This window comes from Paenibacillus sp. FSL H8-0079 (assembly GCF_037991315.1).
Lineage (GTDB): Bacteria > Bacillota > Bacilli > Paenibacillales > Paenibacillaceae > Paenibacillus.
On record NZ_CP150300.1, the window covers coordinates 456,094 to 472,606 of the forward strand.

Below are 16,513 nucleotides of genomic sequence, written 5' to 3' on the forward strand. Positions count from 1 at the left end.
TCTGCAGCGTGCCCAGCTAAGCACGCATCTTCTAGCCGATGAAAATCCGGTCGCGGGAGAGGCCAAGCCCCGTGTAGCTAGGATACTTGCGTATGGAGAAATCTGTGCGTAAAAGCGTATCGACGAAAGTACCTGTCAGAGACAGGGCGAGCGACAGTCCAGGCCGTAACATCAAGTGAATCCTGCCGCGTCGTCAAAAAGGCCTTGCAAGAGGGAAAAGAGGAAGCCGAGTCTCGTGTAGATGGACGAAGGCCAGGGAAGCTGTTTTGAACTTGGAGCGACAGCGAAGAATCCTCCGGCGTAAGGGGAGCGGCATGGTCTGAAAGAGGATGTAGTGAACTGGGGAGACCCTCCCCTGCACGGATTTTTTTTTTTTTATGAATCCGTAAAGTGGTACTCTATAAGCCAGAAGGTGAAGTGAGTGAACAGCAGGAAGGGAGTCCGAGGGGCTCATACTACCTGGGAACGCAGGACAACACAACCTGCGGGAGGGAAGGAGCCCTACTTTGTTCACGTTTCACCAAGAGGTACGAGTTCGTGAATGCCAAAATGGCTAACGACACGCTAGAAAACACTCAACAACTCTTATAGGGGAAACTAGGTCATGAGGCCAAAGCAAATATGCTGCATGCCCATGAAAGATGAACATCGGAAAGCCGTATGAGGGAAAACCTCACGTACGGTTTGATGAGGAGGGGCTGGGTTTTGCCCAGCCTTTTACTCTAGATTTTGAATATATTTGTTTCAATAACCGTCATACAGGAAGTCATCAAAACAGTAGAGATTAATTTCTAGACCCATGATATAATATTTACAAACTTTGGGTATATACCAGTGAACATTAATGGACATGGAATCATAAATTGGCAAGGGGGTCCTACATGAATTGCAGTGGCTGCAGTCCAATCTATCCTATAGAGGGTGAAGGTACCTTGTACCTGCGTCCCATTTCCCCCGCTTTGCTGGAAGCGCTGCAAACGCCGGGAAGACATATCGAGACGTCGGATGACATGATGTGGATGCATTTTACGGATATTGAGGCGGTTCAGAGCTTAATAGAAGAGATCGGTATAATTGATCCCACTTTACGTGATTCCCTAACCGTTCAGATTACGCCTTTATACGAACAGGCTAATGAAGAAGGCTGGATCAGTCTATACATGCAGGAGTCCCGTTTCAAGCATGCGGAGCTCGTTTCCATTATTTTGGAGCATCAATTCAGCAGTCATATGCAGCCCATTGTTGATGCCTCGGAGCAGATTATTGGATATGAGTTTTTACTTCGTCCTGCTGAAAATGGAAAATCCTTCAGTTCCTATGAATTATTTGAAGTTGCGCGCGAGACCGGATTACACTCTTTTCTGGATCGAACGGCGCGTATTACCGCCATTGAGACCAGTGCCCTTTTTCTGCCGCATGGTGTCAAACGCTTCGTTAATTTCCTGCCTTCCTCCATATATAACCCCGACTATTGTCTGACACATACGTTTGAAGCGATTGAACGTCTTTCACTTGACCCTAAAGATTTTGTGTTTGAAGTCGTGGAAACAGAGCAGATTCAGCATATGTCCATCTTGCAGCACATCTTTGAGGTATATCGTTCACGCGGAATGTCGGTTGCGTTGGATGATGTGGGTGCCGGATATTCGACAATAGAGTTGATGAGTCGATTAGAACCGGATTTTGTCAAAATAGATCGAAGTCTTATTGATCGTTGTGATCAAGATTCGACCAAACAACAGAAGATTCTTCATATTGTTGAGATGTCCAGTCGATTTGGGGGTCAAGTACTTGCCGAGGGGATTGAACGAATGGAGGAGTTTGAATTCTGTCGTTCTATCGGTATTGAGCTTGCGCAAGGTTACTATTTCGGTAAACCTGCGGCACAACCTCCAGACGGTACATGTTCCAACACTTGATCTAAATTTATGAAATAATTAGTAACCCTTACCTTGTACAAGTCACTTCTAAGTAAGAAGTGGCTTGTTTGGCGTGCCTGCACATTTTTCTCTCAAATAAATACCCTCACCCAGCCGATATATAAGATAAGCCTTTTAGATTGATCCATACATACAAAGAAAGAGGGCATTTTTACATTTAGAGGGGGAGAAATTCATGAGTGAAGCTCAGGATACTAAAACAATGAAAGCAGCGAAACCTGCCAAACCAAAACAAAATAAAAATAAAAAGAAGAATAAAAAGAAAGGTTTCGTCTGGAATATAAGGAACAAATTATTGGTCTCTTTCCTGGCAGTTCTACTCCTGCCGAGTCTGGCCATAGGTTTGATCACGCTAACGATGGCTGAAGGTGGCGTGCAGGGACAACTAGTGGACAGCGCTCAGCAAAGTGTGAACACGGCCAATACAATTGTAGAAAGCCAAGTGAGTTATAAAATTCATGACATTAACTATTTTGCGGATGCCCTTGATCCGAGCCTGATTAAAGGGGAGAACGATAGTCCTGAGGTTCAGGTGAAGCTGGAGCAATATCTGGGCTTACATCCGGATGCCTTGAATATTTTTGTGGGAACGACAGAAGGAGTCATGGTTCGAGGTAAACCAACAGCGAGCAGCACGCGGGGAGATGCATATGATCCACGGGAGCGGGAGTGGTACACGCTTGCGATGGAGAAGCCAGGTACGACTGTGGTTTCACCTGTATCCATCAACACGGATGGGGCTGCGGTTGTATTTATCTCCAAAACATTAAAGGATCAATCGGGTGTTATCAGTTTATCTTTGGACCTGACAGACTTGCAAGAACAGGCATCCATTAAGGTGGGTAAAGAAGGCTACGTCATTATTCTGGATGAGAACAAAAATTATGTCGTTTCTCCTGTAGTTGATGCAGGCACGCAGGAAACTAGCGGCTTGCTAGATGAAATGTACGAGGGTCAAGAAGGCCAATTCGATTACGAATTCAACGAGCAACCGAAAATGATGATTTTTTCAACGAATGAAGTAACGGGTTGGAAGATTGCTGGTACGATGTTCAAGAGTGAAATAACCAATGCAAGTAAGGATATTCGCATGGCGACGTTTGCTGTTATTCTTGCGGCCACGTTCCTTACCCTGATCTTTATTATTTGGTTTACTCGTTCCATGCTACGTCCGATCAAACGATTGCAGGAATCTGCCAGAGCCGTGAGTAAAGGTGACCTGACCGTGAAAATGGAAACAGGGCGTAAAGATGAAGTCGGTGATCTGGCGAAGTATTTCGAGCGTATGGTTGATAACCTGCGGATGATGATTCTTGGTGTACAGGAAACGACAGAGCAGGTATCCGCTTCTTCTCAAGAATTGTCTGCCAGTGCAGAACAAACAACCAAAGCGATTGAACATTCAACACTGGCCATACAGGAACTGGCTGAAGGTGCTGAGCAACAGGTGAACAGCGTGAAAGACGGATCTGGACAGATGAGCCGAATGGCAGAAGATGTTCGAATGATGTCGGAGCGTGTGCAATCGATCACGGCGAATATGCGGAATACGTCCGGAGCCGCTTCTTCTGGTAATGAGGCAGCTGGACAGGCTGTAGAGCAGATGAACAGCATCCAGGAAACGGTGGAGCAGCTGGGAACAGTGGTTCAGTCACTGAATGCCCGTTCGGTAGAGATCGGCAGCATGGTTGATGTCATTGCCTCCATCTCCAAACAAACGAACTTGCTCGCATTGAATGCTTCCATTGAAGCGGCAAGAGCGGGTGATGCGGGTCGTGGGTTTGCTGTTGTAGCAGGAGAAGTACGTAAACTGGCAGAAGAATCCGGTAGCTCGGCAGCACAGATCGGTGAGGTGGTTCACAATATCCGTCAGGATATGGATGCCGCCCTAATCGCCATGAATGCCGCCCAGACTCGGGTGGGAGAAGGAATTCAGGCCGTGAATACGTCCGGACAATCGTTTGCCCAGATTCGGGAGGCAGTGGAAGATGCTGTTCATACATTGGATGACCTGTCCGAAACAACGAAGCAACTGGAGAACGGTGCATCCCACGTTGCCAAAGCGATGAGCGATATTTCGAATGTGACTCAGGAATCTGCTGCAAATACAGAATCCGTGTCTGCATCTTCACAAGAGCAATTGGCGTCGGTAGAAGAGATTGCATCATCCTCGGCACATCTGAATAGCATGGCAGAACAATTACAAGGACTGCTTGGCATGTTCAAGATGGTAGAGGATACACCGAAGGATAAGGGTAACGATAAATCCTAACATTTGGATAGCGAAACTTACTACAGATTCTATAAAACAAAATAAAGATAGACATTGCTCCTGCGGCCCTGTATAAATATATCGTCTGGTTCTTCCGCGCATCTTGCGGTGTAATCTTACAATATAATGATGGAATGAACGATAGAATATATCGAGACAGGGTACAGCAGGAGGCTCTATGGTATACGTAGCAATATTGATTTTTGCAGTAACAATCACCTTGGTGATCTGGCAACCTCGTGGATTGGGTATCGGCTGGACTGCCTCGGGTGGGGCATTGCTTGCCCTGCTGTGTGGAGTCGTCAGCTTGAACGACGCATCGGATGTGGCATCCATTGTATGGAATGCAACGCTGGCTTTTGTCGGTATTATTATGATTTCTCTTATTCTCGACGAGACGGGTTTCTTTGAATGGGCTGCCCTTCACATGGCACGGCTCGCTGGAGGAGACGGTCGCAGACTGTTCTTCTACTCCATTTTGTTGGGTGCCGCAGTATCTGCGCTGTTCGCGAATGACGGTGCGGCGCTCATTCTGACGCCAATTGTACTGGCAATGGTGCGTGCATTGAAGTTCGATGAGCGCATGGTGCTGGCTTTTGTGATGGCGAGTGGATTTATCGCCGATACCACATCATTGCCGCTGGTCGTCAGCAATCTGGTTAACATTGTGTCTGCTGATTTCTTTGGTATTACATTTGTGGAATATGCGGTGCGCATGGTCGTACCCAATCTGTTCTCAATCGTAGCGAGTACGGGGATGTTGTTCTTGTTTTATCGTAAAAGCATACCCCTTCGCTACGACATCTCCGCGGCACGCGACCCGAAGGAAGCGATACGTGATCCACGGATGTTTCGAATCGCTTGGTTCATGCTGGGGCTGTTACTGGTGGCCTATGCATCCAGTGAGTTTCTGCCGATTCCTGTGTCGGTTATCGTTGGCTCCGTTGCGTTGCTATTCGCCTTACTGGCACGCAAGAGTGAGGCGGTTGATCTGAAACGGGTAATCAAGGAAGCACCGTGGTCGATTGTGGTATTCTCGGTGGGCATGTACATCGTCGTATATGGACTGCGTAATGCAGGTTTAACTGATCATCTGAGCCGTTGGCTCGATGCCATAGCGGAGCATGGCCTACTGGCTGCCTCCCTCGGAATGGGCATCATCGCTGCCGTATTGTCATCAGTGATGAACAACCTGCCGACCGTGTTGATTAACCTGCTAGCCATCCAGGGTGCACATACCGAAGGTATCGTTCAAGAGGCATTGATCTATGCTAATGTCATTGGTTCCGATCTGGGTCCCAAAATGACTCCAATTGGATCCCTTGCCACATTGCTGTGGCTGCACGTGTTGTCCCGCAAAGGTGTGAAGATTACATGGGGATATTATTTCAAGGCAGGCATCATCCTGACGATTCCTACATTGCTAATTACCTTGGCCGGATTGGCAGTGTGGTTATGGATTCTGAGTTAGTAAAATTAGATTTTACATTAGGTATTAATAAAGATAATCTGTTTTAATGTAAAAGCTGCTCTCACAGCTGGTGCCTATGCACTGGCAGTGAGGCAGTTTTTTTATTTCCTGCTTTTGCACCTTCTATAGAAGAAATGAATTTTGTTTCTCTATTAAGTACTTAAGCATTTACATCAGGTCAGCCTATTATAGGGCTGGCCTTCTTTGCCTACACCCCAGGCAGGAGATTGAAATGCCTGAGGCCTAACAAGCGCTGACACAGCGAAGGGAAACCGCGAACGTAGTGGAGGGGACGGAATCGATTCTGAAGAAGCGAAGCGGTCGCCTTTGTCTCCAAATTTCAACAATTTAATTATTAATTAAAGAAAATATGGAGACAACAGCGATCAGAAGAACGATCCGTAACCGGAACGGCCACTCAGGGTATTAGTTACTTAATATATCTATAAGTAATTTTTTTCATGGAAATCTGGACACAATACGGATTGAAACAACGTCCGCTCCCGAGCGGCCACTTCAGCACCGAATAAATCCCAAATATTTCAAAATGATGCCGATATTTTTAACATTGCGTTTACAAAACACTGATTTTAAGATGACATACCGAAACTACAATGAGTAAAGAGTTGATGGTGAACAAACAAATTCACAAAACGCCATCACCACATTGGGGGAGGAAAACAAAACATGTTTAAAAAGTTGCCGTTTATTTTGATGACCTTAACGTTCGTACTGGTGCTCGCTGCATGCGGATCGAAAAATGACGCTGGTACAGAGGGTGCTGCAAGCAATGGATCAGGAGAGGCTGCTACTGAGCTTAGCGGTAACATTCTGGCAGTCGGATCGACAGCATTGCTACCTCTGGTAGAACAAGCTGGACAGAAATTTATGGCAGTTGATGAATATAAGAACGTAACGGTTCAAGTTCAAGGTGGCGGTAGTGGTACTGGTTTGACACAAGTATCTGACGGACAAGCTACAATCGGTAACTCTGATGTATTTGCAGAAGAGAAGCTGGAGGACGAAGCCAAAGTAAAAGAATTGGTTGACCATCAGGTAGCAGTAGTAGCTATGGCGCCAGTTAGCAACAAAGATACAGGTGTAGAAGATTTGACGAAGCAACAACTGATCGACATTTTCTCCGGTAAAGTAACGAACTGGAAAGACGTTGGCGGTGCGGATCAAGCAATCGTTATTGTAAACCGTCCGAGTAGTTCCGGTACTCGTGCAACTTTCGAGAAGTATGCATTGGGTGAAAAAATGGGTGATATCCAAGGTTCCATTCAAGAAGATTCTTCAGGTAACGTAAGAAAATTGGTAGCTGAAACACCAGGCGCTATTGGTTACCTGGCCTTGTCTTACCTGGATGACAGCTTGACCGTTCTGAAATACGAAGGTGTGGAAGCAACAGTTGAGAACGTGGAAGCAGGAACTTATCCAGTATGGGCTTACGAGCACATGTATACGAAAGGTACGCCAGATGCAGCAACACAAGCATTCTTGGATTACATCTTGAGTGACGAAATTCAACAAAATGACGTGACTGAACTTGGATACATTCCAATGTCAGGTATGAAAGTAAAACGCGATGTAGCAGGTAATGTGGTTCAATAATCTTTGACTTGCGCATACAGCGAAAGAGGCGGACTTAGGTCCCGCCTCTTTACGCGGTTTGCTCTGAAATAATCCCATATTTTGCACTAATTCTACTATAGAAGGATGGTTGTTATGGAACAGACCGAAGGGGGAACGGTAATGAATAACAAGTTGAAACCGCGCCGGCCCTTAAAAGAGAAACATTATTGGGAAGAGTGGACGGGACGGATCTATACGTCGATTTGTGTCGTTTTCCTGATCGTTGTCATGTTTTCCATTGTTTATTTTGTAGCGTCCAAGGGACTATCAACATTTTTCCAAAATGGAATAAGCATAAGTGAATTCCTTGGTGGAAAAACATGGAATCCAACGGGGGAACCTGCTTTCTACGGGGCATTGCCGTTCATTACAGGTTCTTTCATCACAACCTTGCTTGCAGCACTGATCGCAAGTCCGCTTGGTCTGTGTGCAGCACTCTTCATGACAGAGATTGTTCCGGGTAAAGGGAAAAAGATATTGCAACCTGCGATTGAGCTTTTGTCTGGAATTCCGTCCGTTGTGTACGGATTTATCGGTCTGAGTGTCATCGTACCTTTGCTTCGTAGTATCTTTGGTGGAACAGGCGTCGGGATTGCAGCCGGATGTCTTGTTCTCGCTGTAATGATTCTTCCTACGGTCACAAGTATTATGGCAGATGCATTGTCCGCGTTGCCCAAAGGATTGCGTGAATCCTCCTACGCACTGGGTGCCACTCGTTGGCAAACCATCTACCGTGTCATTATTCCAACGACTTTGCCAGCTTTGTTGACAGGTGTCGTTTTGGGTATGGCCCGTGCTTTTGGTGAGGCACTTGCTGTGCAGATGGTTATCGGTAATGCACCGCATGTTCCAACATCCTTGCTCGAATCGGCTTCAACATTAACAAGTGTAATTACACTCAGCATGGGTAACACCACGATGGGTTCTGTTCATAACAATGCACTGTGGAGTATGGCGCTTGTCCTGTTGGTGATGACATTTGTCTTCGTCATTCTGGTTCGCCTGCTTGAAAGGAGGAACCGGGTATGAAAATGAAGGCAAAAACGGTAGATAAGATTGCAACATCCGTTATCGTTGTATTGGCCCTATTCATTGTTATTCTATTGCTCGGTCTGCTTGGATTCATCATGTATAGAGGAATTGGACATATTAGCTGGAACTTCCTGACGAGCGCACCACAGTTGCTTAAGGGTGGCGGCGGAATTGGTCCACAGCTCTTTAACTCCGTATTCTTGCTTGTTCTGACCTTGATTGTTACCATTCCACTCGGATGGGGCGGCGGAATTTACATGGCGGAATACGCCAAGCCAGGTAAGATTACCAGCTTCATTCGTCTGGTCGTTGAAGTATTGTCATCATTCCCATCCATCGTTATTGGTTTGTTTGGTCTCTTGCTGCTAGTCAATCAATTTGGTCTTGGTTTCTCCCTGATCTCGGGTGCCTTGGCTCTGGCGATCTTTAACTTGCCACTGATGGTACGGACAACGGAGCAGGCCTTCCGGGCCGTTCCGAAGGAACAAAAGGAAGCAGGTCTGGCGCTTGGACTGTCCAAGTGGAAGATTATCACTTCCATTCTGCTGCCTGTGGCATTGCCGAGCTTGATTACGGGTACGATCCTGGCATCGGGCCGGATCTTCGGTGAAGCAGCCGCGCTGATGTTCACCGCAGGTATGAGTAGCCCACCATTGGACTTTACAGATTGGAATCCGACGAGTCCAAGATCACCGCTTAATCCTTTCCGTCCGGCAGAGACACTTGCTGTCCATATCTGGAAAGTAAATAGTGAAGGCATTGGGCCAGATTCCAAAGAAGTGGCAGCAGGGGCATCCGCCGTGCTTGTCATTCTCGTGCTGGCGTTCAATCTAAGTGCACGCTGGATCGGTCGGGTTGTATTCCGCCGCATGACAGCTTCGAAATAAGGAGGAACCAACATGGCCATACCTTTTGGTACGGAACAGTTAAGCATATATTATGGACATTTCCAGGCGGTCAAGCAGATCAGTCTGACGTTTCCTGAAGCAAGCGTAACGGCGCTTATTGGGCCGTCTGGTTGCGGTAAATCCACGTTCCTCCGGTCGCTGAACCGGATGAATGATGAGATCGCGGGTTCCCGCACAGAGGGACATATCTGGATGGACGGTAACGATCTGAATGAGCCTGGAACTGATGTAATCAAGCTTCGTCAGAAGATTGGCATGGTATGGCAGAAGCCGAACCCTTTTCATAAGTCCATCTACAACAATATCGCGTTTGGCCCCCGCTACCGTGGTACGAAGAGTAAGAAGGCACTGGATGAAATTGTGGAAAAAAGCTTGCGCCGTGCTGCGCTCTGGGACGAAGTGAAAGACAGACTGCATGAGTCAGCTCTGTCTCTCTCCGGCGGACAACAACAACGTCTGTGTATCGCTCGCGCTTTGTCTGTTGACCCGCAGATTCTGCTGCTCGATGAGCCGGCATCTGCACTTGACCCGGTATCTACGGGTAAAGTTGAGGAATTGATTACCGAGCTTAAGAAAGATCTGCGGATCGTCATTGTTACCCATAATATGCAGCAGGCGGCACGCATCTCGGATTACACGGCATATTTCTATCTGGGCACCATGGTTGAGCACGGGGATACGGAGCACATTTTCACGAACCCGGACAATCGTCTGACGCAAGAATACATTATGGGTCGTTTCGGTTAATTGGATCATGGAGTGTCACATAGAGCAACAGACAGAGAGATAGAGAAATAATAGAGACAAAAGAAAGCACAATGCCTGAACGGTTGTTCGGGGGTTGTGCTTTTTTTATTTATAATTTTAGTGGGATTTTCTGTATGCCAGATAAACATTATGCTACGATATTTAATATAAAGAGAGCGTTTACATAACTTCAAAGGAGATGATGATAATCACTACGGATCAGACGTCTTACGACCCTATGGCAGCTCAGATTATACAGAACTATAACATGGAGAAACCTGTCGTTTCCTATATTCGCCACAATGAGAATCTGACGTATCATGTCGATGATGAAGCAAGTGGGCAGAAGTATCTGCTACGTATCCATCAAGCCGCATATGCAAGTATGACAGGCATTCAGCATACGCTTCCTGCACTGGAGGCGGAGATGAACCTGCTTCATGAATTAAACGCAACGACAACATTGCGCGTGCAGCATCCGGTACGCAATGTGTCGGGAGACTGGGTCACGGTATGGACAAGTGAAGCGGGTAAAGAAATCTGCTGTACCGTACTAGAGTGGATTGAGGGCAGGGACATCCAGCAGGGAGAACGCCTGACAACAGAGCAAATCTATGACCTAGGTGTCCAACTGCAGATGCTTCATCAATATGGACGTGTACAGGTGGAAGGCAACGATCATCAGCGGACAGGAAGAGAGATGAGCCAGCTAGATCGAACGAAGGTACGGCCGGCATATGGCAACACCCATGAGAATTTGGTCATGCTAGGGCAGTTGGAGGAAGGCGTCCGACTTGGGATTTTTACAACGGAAGACTTTGATCTGCTTCGAGAGACGTTCGAGAACATTAATGAGCAGCTGGAAACATACCCGCACGATGAAAAGACACGGGGAGTTATTCATGGGGATATTACGCGCAACAATCTGCTGATAACGGATGAGGGGATTTCCATGATTGATTTTTGTCTACACGGTTATGGTTATTATCTTTTCGATGCCGGAGGGGCAGCGCTGATGTTCAATCGGGAGGAACGTGACATATTTTTATCCGGTTACACGAAACAGATCGCACCACTGACAGATCGTGATATCCGATTAATGGAAGGGTTTATGTTGATCTTTACGCTGGGTTATTATGCCTTTCAGATGGCAAATGAATCGAGACATGAATGGATGAAAGATCGCATGCCGAAGTTATGCAGCAAGTATTGCAGACCTTATGTACAGAGCGAGAGTATTTTCTATGAACTGTGAATTATAGTCCAGATGTACAGATCCAGATGGGCTACTGAGCAGTGTGGTTTGAAGAATATGGTTGCAGAATACCCGAACGTTTTCGTGGACAACATCATAAATAGTAGTAAGCACATCATGGCATTCATTGAAGGAAAACAGAAATGAGCTTTTCTATAAGCTCTTTTTAACGCATTAATGTAATGAAATCTGACAAAATATTCTGGTTATTATCGGTTCAATCGAAAATGAAGGAAATATACCCAAGGAAATCGTTAAGTTTGTTGACACTGATCTTCCGGTCGATTAATCTTAATGAAGAAGAAATCAACGACTTCCATCACTGTTCTGACATAAGCTCAGAATGGTTCCATACAGCGGATGATAACGAGCGGGAGAGACCTGATCAGCCGAGTCAAATGGCTAGTTTTCAGGCACCGAAGGAGCAAGCTGCTGCGCACCCGGCGCAGTGGTTAATCTCTCAGGTAAATGTACCATCGTTGGACGCAACTCTGGAGAGTGCGCGAACTTGCGCCACCCAAGGGGTATATGATCAGTCAGTCCGGTGACTTGTCTGTAATCACAGGCAAGTACCTTGTCGTGAGACACTCCTGATCGTGAAACTCTCAGGTATCGAGGACAGAGAGAGGGCCTGAGGCCTTCTTCTGTCCTTTTTTGATGTCATCATTCAGTGAATAAGGAACAATATGGATGATATTCTGGATGGAAATGACGAATACAATTGGAGGGTTACAAGGTGCGATTTAAAGATGTTTTTTCAATTATTGGTCCGTCCATGACGGGACCTTCAAGTTCACATACAGCTGGAGCAGCAAGATTAGGGAGAATTGCTCGCCAGTGGCTTGGTTGCACGCCGGATCGGGCGCGACTGACGTTGTACGGTTCATTTGCAGATACGTATCAGGGGCACGGCACGGATCTGGCATTGATCGGCGGTCTGCTGGACTATGTCACAGACGATCCGCGTATCCCTGATGCAGAACAATACGCAGAAGAAGCGGGCATGGAGGTTGAGTTTTATACAAGCGGCCTGCCTGCTCCTCATCCAAATACCGTCAAGATTGAGTTATGGCATGGCGAACGTGCCTGCTCATTGATCGGCGCATCTATTGGTGGTGGTAGTGTATCGGTACATGCGATGAATGATTTTCGTGTCCAGATTAGTGGTGAATTCCCTACACTCGTTCTGCGACATGCAGACAAAGCGGGCGTGCTCGCATCAGTGACGTCCACGATCAGCTCATCAGGGGTTAACATTGGCTATATGCAGGTGGACCGGAAAGCCCGAGATGGCGAAGCACTGACTGCAATGGAGATGGACGGCGTGCCGAATCCGGATATGCTGAAGCGTCTGCGTTCGCTCGACCATGTACTGGACATTCGTGTCATTGATTTGAAGAGAGGAGTTGATTCGGATGCGCTTTAAACATTTGCATGAACTGAATACGATCTGTACAGCGGAATCCAAAACCATTGCTCAGCTAATGATCGAGGAGCAGGTTCAGGAGACCAATACGCCGGAAGCGGATGTTGTGCAGCAGATGTCTGAATATTATCAAGTGATGAAGGAAGCGGTACGCAAAGGGTTAATGGAAGACACCACTTCACGCAGTGGATTAACGGGTGGAGACGGCAAAAAAATGGCCGAGTACATTCGCAAGGGTGAGACATGTTCTGGTGATGCTTCTGCACTTGCGATGGCGTATGCCCTGTGTGTATCTGAAGTGAATGCTTCCATGGGTCGCATCGTGGCAACACCAACAGCTGGTTCTTGCGGGATTATCCCTGGTGTGTTTATCAGTTCACAGGAGCGGTTTGGCTGGACGGACGAACACTTGGTGAACGGGTTGTTTTGTGCGGGAGCGATTGGTTATGTCATTGCTAACAATTCGTTTATCTCCGGGGCCGAGGGTGGTTGTCAGGCGGAAGTGGGTTCCGCGATTGGTATGGCTGCGGGTGCCATGGTTGAGCTGCGTGGAGGTACACCGGAGCAGGTCGTTCATGCCGTTGGCTTGGCGTTAAAAAATACACTGGGCCTGATCTGCGATCCGGTTGCAGGCCTCGTTGAAATTCCGTGCATCGTCCGTAATGGACTAGGTGCAGTCACCGCGCTGGCTGCGGCCGACATGGCATTGGCCGGAGTGCGTAGTGCCATTCCGTCAGACGAAGTCATCGACGTCATGCTGGAAGTGGGTAGTGCGATGCCGAGCCGTCACCGGGAGACTGCCCAAGGTGGACTGGCTCAGACGCCAACAGGCCGCAAAATGATGCAGAAACTGGCTAAACCGAAGGCAAAGCGTGCAGAGCCAGATACGGAGACACAGGGTTCTAACACAACTGACGCAAACACAACGGTAAGTGAGGCGGACACGGATTCTCAAGGTTAATCTGAAAACAAGTCCTTCCGAATAAACGAGTCAGTGACCTTATGCATAACGGAAAATACACCAAATAAGCGTCCGCAACCCTGGAATCCAGGTCTGCAGGACGCTTATTTTGTTGTTGCTAGGTGAAGCTAAGCTGGATTCTTTAAATGTGACCCTAGATGTATGCGTATTAAGATGATCCCTGATTCACACCTGTACTCAGTACGGCATATCCGTACGCAGGCAGTTCAATGGCGAGCACGCCATCTTCCTTGGCGGTACGATGGTTTCCGCCGAATAACTCGGTCCACTCCTCGTCACCAGCCTCCAGCTCGACAATAGCCGTCTCTTCTGAGCGATTGAACAGAACCAGAATGCGTTCCTCCTCATTTTGCCGCTCGAACACCAGTTGGCTGCCATCGGGGCGAGCCTGCAGGAAACGAATGGTGCCTTCCGCACGCAGGGCAGGATGAACATGACGTAGGGAGATCAGTTTCTGATAAAAGTCGAACAGTTCTCGGTCCTGCTTCGCTTCATCCCACTCCATGCATTTACGGCAGCCCGGATCATGCTTGCCGTCCATTCCAATCTCGTCCCCGTAATAGATGCACGGCGCGCCCATATAAGTGAACTGGAATAGCGCAGCCAGCTTCATCTTGCGCTGGTCGCCTTCACACAGCGTGAGCAGCCGCGGGGTATCGTGGCTGTCCAGCAAGTTGAACGCCACTTCGCTGGCCTGAAGCGGATAACGGGATAGCTGTCGTCCGATGGAGTTCGCGAACTGTTCGGCGTGCATCGTATTTTTCACAAAGAAAGCATTCACGGCATCTGTAAACGGATAGTTCATGGACGCATCGAACTGGTCGCCTTGCAGCCAGGAGGAAGACTCGTTCCATACTTCGCCCAGAATATAGGCATCCGGATTAGCGGCCTTGACTACACGGCGGAAATCGCGCCAGAATGCATCATCCACTTCGTCTGCGACATCCAACCGCCATCCGTCCGCACCCACGTCCTTGATCCAGTACTCGGCAACCTCTAACAGATAGGCCTTCACCTCGGAATTCTCCGTATTCAGCTTCGGCATGTGTTCTTCGAATCCGAAGGTCTCATACGTAGGAATGCCATTCTTCACGTCCAGCGGGTATTCATGTACGTGGAACCAGTCCTTGTATTTGGATTGCTCCCCGTTCTTCTGTACATCTACAAACGGCGCAAACGTCTTCCCGGAATGGTTAAACACAGCATCCAGCAGTACGCGAATTCCGCGTGCGTGGCATAGCTCGACCAGTCGTTTCACGGTATCTGCGTCACCGAAGTGACGATCTACCCGTAGATAGTCCTCGGTATCGTATTTGTGATTGGTGGTGGCTTCGAAGATAGGTGTGAAGTAGATCGCATTAATGCCTAGCTCGCTGATGTAATCCAGATGGTCGATCACGCCCTGAAGGTCACCACCGAAGAAGTTGAAAGGGGTCGGCTCACCGCCCCATGGCTCAACCTTCTCCGGACTAATATCCGGGTTACCATTGGCGAATCGTTCGGGGAAAATCTGATAGAACACCGCATCCTTAACCCATGCAGGGGGTGTGAAGACGGCTCCGGGGTGAATATAAGGGAACTGGAACATACGACCCGGATCGTCCGGTTCTTCTTCCTGGAAGTCAGTCTCGGTCATCCAGATTTGTTCGTCTCCGCTTTTGAGCAGAAATGAGTACTTCAGTCGGTGGTACGGAGGTTTCACTTCTCCCTCGTAATAATCGAACATGGAGTCCGAGGTGAATCTGGTCAAGGGAACCAGCGCTTTGGTTGCATCCCACGCATATTTGTCCCCAGTCAGGGCATGTACCTCGGTCAGGTCATTCTTTTTGGCACGCAGGCGCAGATGGATTGTATCTTGGTCATAGGCATAGGCCCAGTTCCGTTTCGGTTGATGATAGATGGCTTCCAGCAGCATAATGAAATTCCTCCCGTCAGGTGTAGGTATAATATGTACTTGATAGACTTGATGGATATGACATTATCCAAGGTAATGGATAAGCTATAATTAGAATGCGTGTTAACGTAAGAGATCTAAACATTGCAATAAGACATGAATTCATAGGTTATATACAGCTTTTATCATGATGATGCTCAGATATATCATTAACCCAATGGGGGCAGAAAGGAAACGAACATTCGAATGAAAACCAAACTGTTATACATTGAAGATGATACGGAAATTGCAACATGGGTCAGAGCCGATCTGGAGGAACGCGGTTATGAGGTGCAATGGCTCGGAAGTGGTGAAGGTGCAGCGGAGGCTGCTGTGGGTTGCTCTCTCATTATTCTGGATGTCATGTTGCCAGGATTGGATGGATTTACGGTGGGTCAGCGACTGAAAAAAGAACTTCCCGCCGTGCCCATTGTCATGCTCTCGGCCAGAACGTCCATTGACGACAAGCTGCATGGTCTCGATTTTGCCGATGACTATGTGACCAAACCATTTCACCCCGATGAATTGGCTGCCCGGATTGAGGTTCAACTGCGTAAGGCGGGAACTGCGGTCTCATCGGATACAGCCCTGAAGCTGGATCATCTCTCCATCTATGAGAAGGACAACCGGATCATCAATGAGGAGACGGGGGATGAGATTATTTTATCGGGAAAACAGTTCCACATCTTCGCCTACCTGCTACGACATATGGGCATGATTCGAACGAAAGAGCAGATCTATGAAGCCGTCTGGAACGAGCCCTATCTGGATGGGGACAAGACTTTGATGGTACATATTCGGCATCTACGCGAAAAGCTGGAGCTTGATCCGGCCAATCCTGTAGTTATTCAGACGGTCCGCGGTGTGGGATATCGGGTGAAGAAGCCATGATTCGGCGGTTCAGGGAACGGA

General features: G+C 47.8%; 13 protein-coding genes and 1 riboswitch. Of the genes, 11 read left to right on the forward strand and 2 right to left on the reverse strand.

What is annotated here, in order from left to right; all coding sequences use genetic code 11:
- Positions 1-31 precede the first annotated feature (31 nt).
- Entirely contained in the window at positions 32-172 is a 141-nt protein-coding gene (locus MHI06_RS02195) for a hypothetical protein (protein ID WP_340398421.1), read from the reverse strand.
- Positions 173-881: 709 nt separating this feature from the next.
- Between MHI06_RS02195 and MHI06_RS02200 the strand changes: the two genes are divergently transcribed.
- The 10 genes from MHI06_RS02200 (at position 882) to sdaAA (ending at position 13,647) form a co-directional block, all read left to right on the forward strand.
- A complete protein-coding gene (locus MHI06_RS02200) occupies positions 882-1,919 on the forward strand; it encodes an EAL domain-containing protein (RefSeq protein WP_340400259.1) in 1,038 nt (345 codons plus the stop codon).
- 196 nt (positions 1,920-2,115) lie between these two features.
- Positions 2,116-4,212 (forward strand): methyl-accepting chemotaxis protein, encoded by a 2,097-nt coding sequence (locus MHI06_RS02205; RefSeq protein ID WP_340400260.1) that lies wholly within the window; start codon positions 2,116-2,118, stop codon positions 4,210-4,212.
- Positions 4,213-4,390: 178 nt separating this feature from the next.
- Positions 4,391-5,683 carry an arsenic transporter gene (locus MHI06_RS02210; protein ID WP_340400261.1) on the forward strand — a complete coding sequence of 431 codons (1,293 nt, stop codon included), beginning with the start codon at positions 4,391-4,393 and terminating at the stop codon, positions 5,681-5,683.
- Between the two features lie 687 nt (positions 5,684-6,370).
- Positions 6,371-7,297 (forward strand): phosphate ABC transporter substrate-binding protein, encoded by a 927-nt coding sequence (locus tag MHI06_RS02215; protein ID WP_169480840.1) that lies wholly within the window; start codon positions 6,371-6,373, stop codon positions 7,295-7,297.
- A 141-nt stretch (positions 7,298-7,438) separates the two neighbouring features.
- On the forward strand, positions 7,439-8,347 hold the full coding sequence (gene pstC / locus MHI06_RS02220; RefSeq protein ID WP_100528178.1) for a phosphate ABC transporter permease subunit PstC: 909 nt from the start codon (positions 7,439-7,441) through the stop codon (positions 8,345-8,347).
- 2 nt (positions 8,348-8,349) lie between these two features.
- Positions 8,350-9,237: a phosphate ABC transporter permease PstA gene (gene pstA, locus MHI06_RS02225; RefSeq protein WP_026081329.1), complete on the forward strand. Its 888-nt coding sequence runs from the start codon at positions 8,350-8,352 to the stop codon at positions 9,235-9,237.
- A gap of 12 nt (positions 9,238-9,249) precedes the next feature.
- Positions 9,250-10,005, forward strand: coding sequence for a phosphate ABC transporter ATP-binding protein PstB (gene pstB / locus MHI06_RS02230; protein ID WP_169480839.1), 756 nt, complete (start codon positions 9,250-9,252; stop codon positions 10,003-10,005).
- A gap of 202 nt (positions 10,006-10,207) precedes the next feature.
- Positions 10,208-11,260, forward strand: a complete 1,053-nt coding sequence (locus MHI06_RS02235; protein ID WP_340400262.1) for a phosphotransferase — start codon at positions 10,208-10,210, stop codon at positions 11,258-11,260.
- Positions 11,261-11,621: 361 nt separating this feature from the next.
- A riboswitch (glycine riboswitch) is annotated at positions 11,622-11,745 on the forward strand.
- Between the two features lie 251 nt (positions 11,746-11,996).
- Complete coding sequence (sdaAB, locus tag MHI06_RS02240; RefSeq protein WP_340400263.1) at positions 11,997-12,686, forward strand: L-serine ammonia-lyase, iron-sulfur-dependent subunit beta; 690 nt, start codon at positions 11,997-11,999, stop codon at positions 12,684-12,686.
- Positions 12,676-13,647, forward strand: coding sequence for an L-serine ammonia-lyase, iron-sulfur-dependent, subunit alpha (gene sdaAA, locus MHI06_RS02245; protein ID WP_340400264.1), 972 nt, complete (start codon positions 12,676-12,678; stop codon positions 13,645-13,647). Before sdaAB ends, sdaAA begins: the two co-directional genes overlap by 11 nt.
- A 169-nt stretch (positions 13,648-13,816) precedes the next feature.
- Here sdaAA and MHI06_RS02250 read toward each other — a convergent pair whose 3' ends face one another.
- On the reverse strand, positions 13,817-15,583 hold the full coding sequence (locus MHI06_RS02250; RefSeq protein WP_340400265.1) for an alpha-glycosidase: 1,767 nt from the start codon (positions 15,581-15,583) through the stop codon (positions 13,817-13,819).
- Between the two features lie 225 nt (positions 15,584-15,808).
- Here MHI06_RS02250 and MHI06_RS02255 point away from each other — a divergent pair, with 225 nt between their 5' ends.
- Positions 15,809-16,492, forward strand: a complete 684-nt coding sequence (locus tag MHI06_RS02255; RefSeq protein ID WP_169480835.1) for a response regulator transcription factor — start codon at positions 15,809-15,811, stop codon at positions 16,490-16,492.
- Positions 16,493-16,513 lie beyond the last annotated feature (21 nt).